This is a genomic window from Lacticaseibacillus porcinae, assembly GCF_003946305.1.
Classification (GTDB): Bacteria; Bacillota; Bacilli; order Lactobacillales; family Lactobacillaceae; genus Lacticaseibacillus; species Lacticaseibacillus porcinae.
Map to the genome: position 1 here is coordinate 194,650 of NZ_RHNS01000002.1, position 12,995 is coordinate 207,644.

Consider the following 12,995-nt stretch of genomic DNA (forward strand, 5'->3'; position numbering starts at 1 on the left):
TATTTGACAAACGCATTTTGTTTGCATATGATAGCCGAGTTTAGAGCAATCCGCTCAGTGAAAGGAGGGCGAACATGACCGCCAAGAATTTGGTCATCGTGGAATCGCCAGCAAAAGCCAAAACTATCGAGAAGTACTTGGGTCGCAATTACAAGGTGGTTGCGTCTCTGGGCCACATTCGCGACTTACCCAAAAGTCAAATGGGGATCGACTTCGAGCACGATTATGAGCCCAAATATATTTCCATTCGCGGCAAAGGCGATGTCATTAAAGACCTCAAGAAAAACGCCAAAAAAGCTGACCACATTTATCTAGCCGCCGATCCGGACCGTGAAGGGGAAGCCATTGCTTGGCATGTGTCCCATATTTTAGGGTTAGATCCTAAAGGTAAAAATCGTGTCGTCTTTAACGAAATCACCAAAGACGCTGTGAAAAATGCTTTCAAGACGCCGCGCTCCATTGACATGAATTTAGTGGACGCCCAACAAGCACGTCGGGTGTTAGATCGCTTGGTGGGGTATTCCATCAGCCCGCTGTTGTGGAAGAAAGTCAAAAAAGGCTTATCAGCCGGCCGCGTGCAATCCGTTGCTTTGAAATTGATCATCGACCGTGAAGAAGCGATCCGCGCCTTTGTCCCAGAAGAATACTGGACGTTAGATGCCGAATTTAAAAAAGGCACTGCCAAGAAATTCGCTGCCAGCTTCTATGGTCAAAACAATAAGAAAATGGCGTTGAAGAACAACGACGCCGTTCAAGAAGTTTTACGTGGGATCGACCGCAAAGCACCTTTTGACATCACCAATGTCGTCAAGAAAGAACGCAAACGTTATCCAGCCCCGCCATTTACCACTAGTTCCTTGCAACAAGAAGCCAACCGTAAGTTGAACTTCCGGACTCGCAAAACGATGATGTTGGCCCAACAGCTTTATGAAGGGATCAACTTAGGTGGCAAGCTCGGCACTGTCGGGTTGATCACTTATATGCGTACCGACTCCACGCGTGTGTCAAACGTCGCGAAGACTGAAACTTCTCACTTTATTCATGAAAAGTACGGTGAAGAATACGCCGCTGTGAAGATCCGTCAAGGCAAATTGCAAGAAGGGGCGCAAGACGCCCATGAAGCGATCCGCCCAACGTCGACATTGCGGACGCCTGAAAGCTTGGAGAAAGTCTTAGACAAAGACCAAATGAAGCTTTATCGCTTGATTTGGAGCCGCTTTGTCGCTTCTGAAATGACGCCTGCTGTCATCGACACGGTGGCTGTCACCATTGATCAAAACGGCGCGACCTTCCATGCTAACGGCAGTCAAACCAAGTTTGCTGGCTTCACCACGCTTTATGTGTCTAGCCGCGACGCTGATCAAAAAGATAACTTGTTGCCAGATCTTGAAATCGGCGATCACGTCACCTTAGTGAAAACCGATCCTGCCCAACATTTCACCCAGCCACCAGCCCGTTATTCTGAAGCCAACTTAGTGAAAGCGTTGGAAGAAAACGGCGTCGGCCGGCCTTCAACTTACGCGCCAACGATCGAAACCATTCAAAAGCGCTATTACGTGAAACTCAATGCCCGGCGTTTTGAACCGACGGAACTTGGTGAAATCGTCAACTCACTGATCTGCGAATTCTTCCCAGACATCGTCGACATTAAGTTCACCGCCTCTGTCGAAGGCGAACTCGACTCGATCGAAGCAGGGCAAATGCCTTGGGTCAAAGTCATCGACCAGTTCTATCATCCTTTTGAAAAAGAATTGAAGCATGCCGAAGCTGGCATTGAAAAAATTCAAATCAAAGATGAACCAGCTGGCTTCAACTGCGATATCTGTGGGGCGCCAATGGTGATCAAGTTAGGCCGTTATGGCAAGTTCTACGCTTGTTCACGCTTCCCAGATTGCCGCAACACTAAGGCTATCGTCAAAGAAATCGGTGTGATCTGTCCACAATGCCACAAAGGCCAAATTGTGGAACGCAAATCCAAGAAGAATCGCATTTTCTACGGCTGTGACCGTTACCCAGAATGTGACTTCGTTTCATGGGACAAGCCAGTCGGTCGCAACTGTCCAAAGTGTGACCACTACTTGATCGAAAAGAAATCCCGCGGCGGCAAGCAAGTGCTTTGTCCAAACGGTGATTACTCCGAAGCCGTTCAGAAGTAAACCAAGGCGACAATTTCAACAATCTAAACGTTTCAAACACAGGGACCACCTCAAAAAGGTGCGCCCCGTGTTTTTGAATCAAGAAGAAAGCGTTATACTAATTTTAAGTACCAACAAGGAGGAACTTAATATGCCGATCGTAAACGTCGTCGGTGCCGGTTTAGCCGGTGCTGAAGCCGCTTGGCAAATTGCCAATGCCGGCGTGGAAGTGAATTTATACGAAATGCGTCCCGTTAGCACGACCCCTGCCCACCACACCGCCAACTTCGCAGAATTGGTGTGCACCAACTCCTTGCGGGCTAATCAAATCACCAATGCCGTCGGGTTGTTGAAAGAAGAAATGCGCCGCCTGAATTCTGTGATCATGACTGCTGCTGACGCCAATGCCGTCCCTGCAGGTGGTGCATTGGCGGTGGATCGGGAACCATTTTCCCAAGCGGTGACAGAAAAACTCCGCGAACATCCCTTGGTGCATGTCAGCAATGAGGAACTCACGGATTTTCCTGAAGGGATCACCGTTGTCGCCACTGGGCCGTTGACAGCGGCAGGCTTAGCGGATAAAATCGCTGAACTCAACGGGGCAGAAGGGCTGCACTTCTTTGATGCCGCGGCTCCGATCATTGATGCCAATTCCATTGACATGGACATCGTCTACAAAAAGTCGCGCTACGACAAAGGCGAAGCGGCATATTTGAACTGTCCGATGACTAAAGATGAATATTTCGCTTTCCAAGATGCCTTGGTGCACGCCGAAGTCGCCCAAGGTCACGACTTTGAAAACATGACGGTGTTTGAAGGGTGCATGCCGATCGAAGTGATGGCAGAACGTGGTGCGCAAACCATGTTATTTGGGCCTTTGAAGCCTGTCGGTTTAGCCGATCCGCGTACTGGCCGCGATCCTTATGCGGTGGTACAGTTGCGTCAAGATAACGCCGCGGCCAGCTTGTTTAACATTGTGGGCTTCCAAACGCATTTGAAGTGGGGCGAACAAAAACGCATTTTCCGGATGATCCCAGGTTTAGAAAACGCGGAAATCGTCCGTTATGGTGTGATGCACCGCAACACATACATGAATTCACCACGAGTGCTTGAAGCCACGTATCAAAGCAAGTTGAAGCCTGGGCTGTTCTTTGCTGGTCAAATGACTGGTGTCGAAGGCTATGTGGAATCAGCAGCTAGCGGCTTGATCGCTGGTCGCAACGCTGCCCGCATGGCACTCGGTCAGGATTTATTGACGTTCCCAAAAGCCACGCAAATCGGTGCCATGGCGCAATATATCACCAATGCGTCACCACAACACTTCCAGCCGATGAACGCAAACTTCGGCATTATGCCAGGGTTGCCAGGCCGGATCAAAAATAAACTTGAACGCAATCAAGCCATTGCTGATCGTGCGTTGGAGAAATTAGCAGCATTCACCGCTGAAGCATAACCACCAATCAAAAAATAGCAGGTCCGCTACCACTTCATGGCGATATGGTAGGGGATCTGCTTTTTATTTGGAGCAGCAATAGTGTGCCTTGCGTCAGCGCACAACAAATCCACGAAACAAGATTCTGCTTCGTGGATCTGCGGCTTTTATGCCATTTAATTACGTTAATGCAGTTCAAACAATATCAAGGGCGTTGCTGCGGGCCTTGGCTTATTAGACCTTAACCACGTTCGTTGCTAATCGGCTTTGCACTGCCTTTCGCAAACAGACGTCGCCTTGCGTCTCACGTCACCGTGAGGGCACTACTCCCGGCTGTAACTGGTTTGAGTCCACGACTGGGACCCTTCAGTACCGGCACTTTGGAACTGGAGATCTAGCAGCGCTCGACAGTTAAGCCCAGATGCTACGGGATGGTCTCCGAGAGTTTAGCGGGCACTTCCACCCGTCGCGAAGTGATACGAGTGACCTGCGCTCAGCCACCCACTCCTCATAGAATTCAGTGACATGATAACGCCTCCATAAAATAATTGCAAGTACTAATAGTGTGGAATTATTGTAAATGTTTGGTATCATTTGTGTAAAGGTTAAGGAACTGCGACGCGATCAAACAAGGTGGGCCGTGATTTTTTTGGTCTAGACAAGAAAATTGTGTTAAGGTATTTTCATAGGGGGAAAGCGTATGCAAGTCGTGAACGAATTTTTGCAGTTTTTACTCGTCGAGCGGCATTACTCCGCTGAAACCAAAAAAGCTTATCAAGAAGACATTGACGATTTTGTCGAATTCCTGAAAGCTAACGGCGGCTTTACAGATTTTGCCCATGTCGATCACCTCGACGTGTCCACTTATCTCACTGAGTTGTCTGATCGCAAATTATCCCGTGCCAGCATTGCTAGGAAAATGAGCAGTTTGCGCAGCTTTTACCGTTATTTGATCCGCATGAATCAAGCTAAAAGCGATCCTTTTGAGTTAGTGGAAACCCGCAAAAGTCACCATCATTTGCCAGATTTTTTCTACGAAGAAGAGATCCAAAGCTTGTTTGCCACAGTTGACGGGGATACGCCACTTGATCAACGGAACCGGGCGTTGTTGGAAGTGCTGTATGGCACTGGCATTCGGGTCAGCGAGTGCGCGAATTTGACGCTTTCGCAAATCGACTTTGATTTGGAATTATTGCTGGTGCATGGTAAAGGCAACAAAGATCGCTATGTGCCGTTTGGCTCGTATTGCAAACAAGCACTGCACACTTATTTGGACGATGGCCGCTTGATGTTGATGGAAAAGCTTGACCAACAACATGACGCGGTGTTCGTCAACCAACATGGCCGACCGATCACGTCGCGCGGCATTGAGTACATTCTCGATCAATTGATCAAGAAAACCAGTTTAACTAGCGGGATCCATCCCCATATGTTGCGGCATTCTTTTGCGACTCACTTACTCGACCACGGCGCAGACTTACGGTCAGTTCAAGAGTTACTGGGACACGCAAGCTTATCGACGACGCAGATCTACACGCATATGACCACAGAACATTTAAAAAACGACTACATGAAATATTTTCCCAAACACAATTAAGACTTCAGACGGATGCATGTGACAGCTTGTCACCATATACTAGTCACATTCACAATTTTCGGAGGTAAACTTATGACAACCATTGCAGCAGTTCGAAAAGACGGCCACACTGCCATCGCCGGTGACGGCCAAGTCACCATGGGCGAAAAAGTGATTTCTAAAGGCAACGCGCAAAAAGTTCGCCGCATCTTTGGCGGCAAAGTCGTGATCGGCTTTGCTGGCGGCGTCGCTGATGCCTTCACCTTACAAGACTGGTTTGAAAAGAAACTTGAAGTCCACGCCGGCAACTTACGCCGCGCCGCTGTCGCTTTAGCGCAAGACTGGCGCAAAGATCCCACCTTACAAAAACTCGAAGCCTTGATGATCGTCATGGATGAACACGACTTATTGATGGTATCAGGTAATGGTGAAGTCTTAGAACCTGATGAAGATGTGGTTGCCATCGGTTCTGGTGGTAACTACGCCCAAGCCGCAGCAATGGCGATGATCCGCCACACTGATCTTGATGCCAAGCAAATCGCTAAAGAAGCGGTCGACATTGCTGGTTCGATCGATATTTTCACCAACCACAATATCATCGTCGAAAGTTTCGATTAACATCCCAGAGCGAAGTGGCGCGGTTTTAGCTGACCGGGTAGCCTGGCTTCAAGGTTTGCGCCTGGTTTTGACGCGAATCTTGAAGCGTAGCTAGACGTGTTAGCGTTGCACCACGCAGCTCGACGAAGTAACCCAGAGCGTAGCTAGTCGCGTTCGCGTTGTTCAGCGGCGCTCGACGACAAGTCAAGTAAGCAAACACACCTCACAACTTGAGAGGAGCCTATTCATGGTCAAAACCCCAAAAGAAATCGTCGCCCAACTCGACGCTTATGTCATCGGCCAAGATGACGCCAAAAAAGCCGTCGCAGTGGCATTATATAACCGTTACCGCCGCATGCAATTATCTGAAACCATGCAGCGTGAAATCACCCCAAAGAATTTACTGATGATCGGGCCTACTGGTGTCGGGAAAACTGAAATTGCCCGTCGCTTGGCTAAGGTCGTCAATGCGCCGTTTGTCAAAGTTGAAGCGACGAAATTCACTGAAGTCGGCTATGTCGGCCGTGATGTGGAATCAATGGTCCGCGACTTAGCTGATGTCGCGGTGCAAATGGAAGAAGCCAAGCAGTTTGAAGGCGTTCGTGGCCGCGCGACTCGCGAAGCAGACAAACGCTTGGTCAAGTTGCTGGTGCCAGCAATCAAAAAAGAGAAGAAATCCAACAGCAACCCGATGGCTGACATGATGAGCATGTTGCAAAACATGCAAAATGGTGAAATGCCACAACCTAAAGCTGAAGACGGCGAAGTCACGGATGAAGTCCGCAACCAACGCTTAACGGTTGCCGAACAACTGGAAAAAGGCCTGCTTGAAGACCGCGAACTGCAAGTCACTGTCGCTGATGCGAAGAAACCAACTGGTGGCAATGACATGTACGGTCAAATGGGCATCGACATGGGTGAAATGCTTGGCAACATGATGCCACAAAAGAAAGTTCAGCGCACCATGACGGTTAAAGAAGCCCGCGAAGTCTTCATCAAAGAAGAATCCGATAAATTAGTCAATCACGCTGATATTTATCATGATGCGATCAAGTCTGCAGAAAACAACGGGATCATTTTCATCGATGAAATTGATAAAATTGCTAGCGGCGACAAACGCACCAGCGGCGAAGTCTCTCGCGATGGCGTCCAACGTGATATTTTGCCAATTGTTGAAGGCTCCACAGTCAACACCAAATACGGTCCCTTGTCTACGGAACATGTCTTATTTATCGGCTCTGGGGCTTTTGCCACTGCTAAGCCATCAGACTTGATTCCAGAACTGCAAGGGCGTTTTCCAATTCGTGTCGAACTCAAAGATTTGACAGAAAACGATTTCGTGCGTATTCTAACAGAGCCGGATAATGCGTTAGTCAAGCAGTATATGGCCTTGATCGGTGCCGATGGGGTGCATGTCACCTTCACCAAAGAAGCAATCGAATCTATCGCCCAAATCGCTACTCGTGTCAACCGCGATACCGACAATATCGGCGCGCGGCGGTTAGCGACGATTTTGGAAAAACTGCTGGAAGATGTATTATATGAAGGGCCGGACATGGGCCTTGGCGATATCACCATCACTGCGAAGTACGTCGACGACAAAATCGGCAATATTGCCGCTGACAAAGATATGACGCGGTTTATTTTATAATTGAAATTCCCATCGGGGTATAAAGGTAAAGGAAGTCACAACATGGCACAAACATTGAAGAACGATTTTTTGACGGTCACCATCGACGAAAAAGGTGCTGAAATCACCAGCATCATCAACAACCACACAGGCCAAGAGTATAATTGGCAAGCAGATCCTAAGGTGTGGAAGCGCCATGCGCCGGTATTGTTCCCAATGGTTGGCGCCTTGAAAAACGACACCTATCAATATAACGGTGAAACATATCACATGACCCAACATGGCTTCGCCCGTGATATGGAGTTTGAAGTGGAACAAGCCACCCCAACGTTTGTGACCTTTTTGTTGCAAGACTCAGAAGCCACTCGCAAGCTGTATCCTTTTGTGTTCAACTTGCGGTTGACTTTCACCTTGACCAACAATGTTTTAGACGTGACTTACCGCGTTGACAACCCTGATGAGAAAGATCCGTTGTACTTTGGGATCGGTGGCCACCCTGGCTTTGTCGTCCCATTAACTGAAGACACCAAGTTTGAAGATTACTATTTGGAATTCAAGCCCCGCAAATCTCGCGTTCAAATTCCATTGATTGCCGGCGTTGGCATCGATTACGAACACCGCACCTTAGCGGCCACTGACGTCAACCAACAACTCTCCCATGAACTGTTTAAAAACGACGCGATCATCTACGAACTCAAAGGGGAAACGATTTTCTCCATTCGCTCTGAAAAAACCCGTCACGGCGTTGAAGTGACTATGCCAGATGCCCCATTCATGGGCGTTTGGAGCCCATACCCAACTGAAGGTAGCTTTGTTTGCATCGAACCTTGGTGGGGCATTGCCGATACCATCGACGCTGATGGGGACTTCACGCATAAGCTTGGCATCAACAAGCTTGAACCAGGTGAAGTATTCGATCACGGCTATTCCATCGCGATTTTCTAACGCATGAACGCAAAATCACCTGCTCATCCAATTGAGCAGGTGATTTTTTGTCATATTAGTGGATTTCTGGTGGGCAATTAAAATACTTCCCGTCGCTTGTCAATAACATGCGAGATACAGCTAACATCGCACCGCCGATCGCCCCATCCATCGGGTCGAAAGGCTTCACATATAATTGTTGTGAAGCCACTGCGGTCAGTTGGAATTGATTTTGATCTAAGAACATTTGCAGGCGATGAAATAAATCCGGTTGATCAAACAACAAGCCGTGAACGATCATCCGCCGCGCATCGATCACCAATGCCAAATTATTTAACACTGCAGCAATTGAGCGTACTGCATTGGTCAGCAGCGTGATGATCCCCAAATCGCCCATTTGATAAGCGGTGATCACTGTTTCGATATGAATATCATCAGGTTTTTTCACCAATTGATGCAAAATCGTATCAGGGGAGTTCGCGTATAACAGGCGCGCTTTTTTAACGAGCCATTCGTGACTGGCGTAAGTTTGCAAACAGCCATGGCGACCGCAATCGCAAAGTTCGCCTTCAGGGTTAACGATGGTGTGAGAAATTTCTCCAACGGCAAAATTTTTAGTGCCGTACATTTTATGATCGTGAATCGTGGCACTGAAGATCCCACGGGCGACATGAACATAAACAAAGTTCTCGCCATTGCGATTGGGGCCGATCAAGCTTTCTGCCAAGGCTTCGCAGTTGACGTTGTTTTCATAAAATACTGGGACATCTAATGCCGCTTCTAGTGGATTCAAATCAAAATACGCCCAAGTGACATTCGCCGATGAAATCCGATTCGTCGCTTCAATGTGATGTCCTGGCAATGCGACACCACAAGCCACTGGCGGCAGGTCTTGGTGCGCGGATAAGAATTGTTTGAGGTAGCGGATCAAGGTTGCCACATTTAAAAAATCACGTTGATAAGACTGATTGCGACTGATGATTTGTTGTGCCAGCAAGTGTCCCGTACGATCACTTAAACAAAAAGTGTAACTATTGGCAGTCAATTCAATCCCGAGATACGCTGAACCACCACTAGCAACTCGCAGCAACACTTGTCGAGGGCCTGGGTGGTGCGTCGGTAAGGGTTCGAGGCCGCATTCCTCAACCAACCCCCATGACAACATGATCGCCGTATCGCGGCTGATCGTCGCTGGCGTTGTTTTAGTGCGAACAGCAAGCTGGGCTCTTGATTGTGTGCCTTGTGTGTAAAGGTGTCCAAGGATGTGTTCCATTCGTTTGATTTGAGTAGGTGTCATAAACTGCCTTTCTAATCGTTGCGAAAAACAACCATTAAGCGATATTCTTAAACCTGAATCTGTTGAACTATGCAACCGTTACCACTAACATAGGTAGTGGTGATAGGGATTGATTAAATTATACAAGTCCACAACGGATTTGTTAATTATTAATTGTTAAATGAAATTATTAGGCGGGCCCGCCGATGATCCCACACCACACTTTGAGGAAAGAGGGAGTTTACATGAGCAAAGACAGCCAAGAAGGTAAGGCTGGTTTCATCGAACGCTATATGATGCCAGTTGCCGTTAAACTCAGTCAAAACAAACCACTGATCGCCATTCGTGACGGGATCACGTTGGCGATGCCAATGATCATCATCGGTTCCATCTTCCTGATTTTAGGGAGTTTTCCAATTACGGCCTGGACCACATGGATCGCCGCGACGATGATCCATGGTGTGTCAGTCGCAGCCATTTTCACCAAAATCGTCAACGGGTCCTTCGGGTTGTTGGGGTTGATCGGGTGTTTCGGGATCGCCTCCAGTTATGCCGAACAACATCACACTGATGGGAAATCCGCTGGTGTGATCGCCTTAGGGTCATTTTTCGTGGTAACGCCTAGCATCATGAGCGGTGATAAAGTGCCACTTGAAGGGATGCCTTATGGGTATTTAGGTTCCAAAGGCTTATTCATCGCCATTATTATTGGGTTAGTCGCTGGGGGGATCTTCCAGTGGTTCATTAACCATAACGTTCAAATTCACATGCCAGATACGGTGCCACCGGCTGTTGCCAAGAGTTTCTCTGCGTTGATCCCAGGTGCTGTGATCATTACCTTGTTCGGTGCCGTTTATGCGATCTTCACTTGGACTGGCCTGGGTAACATTCATGATTTACTGTTACACATTCTCTCCAAGCCATTAGGATTGTTAGGTGACACTTATGGTGGGACGTTAGTTGCCGTACTGCTTAACAGTGCTTTCTGGTTTGTTGGGATCCATGGTGCTAACGTTGTCAACAACATCATCAGTCCAATTTGGTTGATGAACACTGATGCCAACCGTTTGTTGTTCAAAGCTGGTAAGTTGACCATCAACCACGGTGGCCACGTCATCACCCAACCATTTATCGATAACTTCGTCTTTATGGGCGGCGGCGGTGCCACTTTAGGGTTAGTTTTAGCCATTGGGATCATCGTCTTCTCCAAACGTGCTTCTAAACAATTGGAAGTTCTGGCACCATTGACTATCACCCCTGGGATCTTCAACATCAATGAACCAACAATGTTTGGGATGCCGATCGTGTTAAACACTAGCTTGATCATTCCATTTATCTTAGCCCCAATGATCAATGTCACCACCACTTATATCGCCATGGCCACTGGCATTGTGCCACTGTGTATCGGTGCGGTTGTGCCTTGGACAATGCCGCCGATCATTTCTGGATTCTTGGCCACCAATGCTTGGCAAGCGAGTGTCTTGCAAGCCATCAACATTGTCTTAGACATTTTGATCTACTTGCCATTCTTAATGGTTGTCAATAAGCAACAAAAGCTTGAAGAAGCCGGTCAAGAACCTGCATAATTTCCTCGGTTTCGAAAAACATTTTGAAAGGTTGATAATAATACATGGTTAAACGTTTGATTTCTGCAGATACCAGCGACATGCTGGCAATGGATGGGGCGCAGTTGAAGCAAAGTATCAAAGCTTCTGAAGGGCGCGTGATTTTATCCGAAAACGTCGTGGTTCACGAACCAATGGATGGCATCACCACCAGTGAATATGCCGCAGCATTTGGCGCTGACATGATCTTGTTGAACGCTTGTGATGTCCTCAATCCTTTGATCGTCGGGTTGTATCCTGGCGAAACCAGCTTGGCAACTGCCAAGGTTCACCGCGACGGGGAATCGATCCATCGCTTGCAAAAACTGGTTGGACGCCCCATCGGTGTGAACTTGGAACCAGTTGATCCCAATGCGGACATGGCTGAAGATCGTTTGGTCATCCCAGAAGGCCGCATGGCTAGCGAAAAGACGTTGAAGGCTGCTGAAGCCCTCGGGTTCAACTTCGTTTGCTTAACTGGTAACCCTGGTACTGGGGTCACCAATGCGCAAATCGCGGCGAACATCAAAGTGGCAAAGTCTGTGTTCTCTGGTTTAGTGATCGCCGGTAAAATGCATGGTGCTGGGGTCAACGAACCGGTCGTATCCGTTGAAGCAACGCAAGCCTTCTTAGATGCTGGCGCAGATGTGATCTTAGTGCCTGCTGTTGGGACTGTCCCAGATCTCGATGATGCGGAACTCAAGGAAATTGTCCATCTTGCCCATGCTAACGGTGCGTTAGTGATGAGCACCATCGGTACCAGTCAAGAAGGCTCAGGCGCTTCTTACATGGAGCAAATCGGCATCCGCAACAAGATCTGTGGCGTCGACATTCAACACGTCGGCGATGCGGCTTGGGGTGTGATTTCACCAGTTGACACCATCTTCGCTTTGAGCAAAGCGATCCGTGGTGAACGTCACGCCTTGCAGCGGATGGCTCGCTCGATTTATCGTTAATTAAAACAAGATACGTTTTCAAAAACACCGGCGGTTTCCGTTAGCAGAAATCGTCGGTGTTTTTTGGTGGGCGACGCCAATAAAATAGGTCAGGCACTTGGCCCGACCTCATCATTTATTTGTTTCGGTGATTCCTGAGATATAGTCCCAATCCAAACGGCACCATATTTTCTGTGCCTGCTTTAATGCGGGCGAAGTTTTGTTTGTGGCGGATCAAGAACACCACCCACAACGCACAAGCCACGATGGTCAACAACCAATCATGCCAAAACAAACTGACAAACGTGACTAAACCCATGCCGACAGTGGATGCGATCGACACCATCGACGTTAAGATCACGAGACTGATAAAAATCGCACAGCAGATCAAGAAGAACTTCCAGTCATAAGCTAAGCAAATGCCCGCACTAGTGGCCACGGCTTTGCCGCCTTTGAAATGAATGAAAATTGAAAAGGTGTGACCAGCCACTGCTGCTAAGCCGACGATCAAGACCAACCAGTGTTGCTGAATCCCAAAGAAAATTGGGAGGCTTGCACCAAGGGTCCCTTTTAAAATATCCATCACCAACACGATCGAGCCACCGGCTGGACCTAGCACCCGATAAGCATTGGTGGTGCCGATATTATGGGAGCCGGATTCGCGAATGTCTTGGTGAAAAAATGCTTGGCCGACCCAAACGCCGCTGGGGATGGAACCAATTAAGTACGCGAGGATGAAACATAGGGCGATTGTCAAAAAACTGCCTCTCCTTTGTTGCCGCACCCAAGGGGTACCGCATATAGTCGTGGTGCTATTGTAGCATTTTTTTGACGATTGCGAAAACGACGCGTAAAATAGTTTAGGCTTGCAAGTCGTGATCCAACG

At 48.2% G+C, this 12,995-nt stretch carries 10 protein-coding genes; 8 read left to right on the forward strand and 2 right to left on the reverse strand.

Features of this window, described 5'->3' with window-relative positions:
- Positions 1-74 precede the first annotated feature (74 nt).
- The 6 genes from topA to EKM92_RS03285 all read left to right on the forward strand — a co-directional run bounded on the left by topA (position 75) and on the right by EKM92_RS03285 (position 8,315).
- A complete protein-coding gene (gene topA / locus EKM92_RS03260) occupies positions 75-2,156 on the forward strand; it encodes a type I DNA topoisomerase (protein ID WP_125707827.1) in 2,082 nt (693 codons plus the stop codon).
- A 130-nt stretch (positions 2,157-2,286) separates the two neighbouring features.
- Complete coding sequence (gene trmFO / locus EKM92_RS03265) at positions 2,287-3,588, forward strand: methylenetetrahydrofolate--tRNA-(uracil(54)-C(5))-methyltransferase (FADH(2)-oxidizing) TrmFO (protein WP_125707829.1); 1,302 nt, start codon at positions 2,287-2,289, stop codon at positions 3,586-3,588.
- A 679-nt stretch (positions 3,589-4,267) separates the two neighbouring features.
- Positions 4,268-5,164 carry a tyrosine recombinase XerC gene (gene xerC / locus EKM92_RS03270; protein ID WP_125707831.1) on the forward strand — a complete coding sequence of 299 codons (897 nt, stop codon included), beginning with the start codon at positions 4,268-4,270 and terminating at the stop codon, positions 5,162-5,164.
- A 72-nt stretch (positions 5,165-5,236) separates the two neighbouring features.
- Positions 5,237-5,761: an ATP-dependent protease subunit HslV gene (gene hslV / locus EKM92_RS03275; RefSeq protein ID WP_125707833.1), complete on the forward strand. Its 525-nt coding sequence runs from the start codon at positions 5,237-5,239 to the stop codon at positions 5,759-5,761.
- Positions 5,762-5,987: 226 nt separating this feature from the next.
- Positions 5,988-7,391: an ATP-dependent protease ATPase subunit HslU gene (gene hslU, locus EKM92_RS03280; protein WP_125707835.1), complete on the forward strand. Its 1,404-nt coding sequence runs from the start codon at positions 5,988-5,990 to the stop codon at positions 7,389-7,391.
- 42 nt (positions 7,392-7,433) lie between these two features.
- Positions 7,434-8,315, forward strand: coding sequence for an aldose 1-epimerase family protein (locus tag EKM92_RS03285; RefSeq protein WP_125707837.1), 882 nt, complete (start codon positions 7,434-7,436; stop codon positions 8,313-8,315).
- Between the two features lie 55 nt (positions 8,316-8,370).
- Here EKM92_RS03285 and EKM92_RS03290 read toward each other — a convergent pair whose 3' ends face one another.
- Positions 8,371-9,591 (reverse strand): ROK family transcriptional regulator, encoded by a 1,221-nt coding sequence (locus EKM92_RS03290; protein ID WP_125707839.1) that lies wholly within the window; start codon positions 9,589-9,591, stop codon positions 8,371-8,373.
- Positions 9,592-9,815: 224 nt separating this feature from the next.
- Here EKM92_RS03290 and EKM92_RS03295 point away from each other — a divergent pair, with 224 nt between their 5' ends.
- Both EKM92_RS03295 and EKM92_RS03300 read left to right on the forward strand, forming a co-directional pair.
- The gene (locus EKM92_RS03295) at positions 9,816-11,156 is read left to right on the forward strand and encodes a PTS sugar transporter subunit IIC (RefSeq protein WP_125707841.1); all 1,341 of its coding nucleotides are present in this window, start codon (positions 9,816-9,818) and stop codon (positions 11,154-11,156) included.
- A gap of 44 nt (positions 11,157-11,200) precedes the next feature.
- Entirely contained in the window at positions 11,201-12,130 is a 930-nt protein-coding gene (locus tag EKM92_RS03300) for a DUF7916 family protein (RefSeq protein WP_125707843.1), read from the forward strand.
- 115 nt (positions 12,131-12,245) lie between these two features.
- On the opposite strand, the gene plsY is transcribed toward EKM92_RS03300, so the two are convergent.
- Positions 12,246-12,866 carry a glycerol-3-phosphate 1-O-acyltransferase PlsY gene (gene plsY, locus EKM92_RS03305; RefSeq protein WP_125707845.1) on the reverse strand — a complete coding sequence of 207 codons (621 nt, stop codon included), beginning with the start codon at positions 12,864-12,866 and terminating at the stop codon, positions 12,246-12,248.
- Between the last annotated feature and the right edge of the window lie 129 nt (positions 12,867-12,995).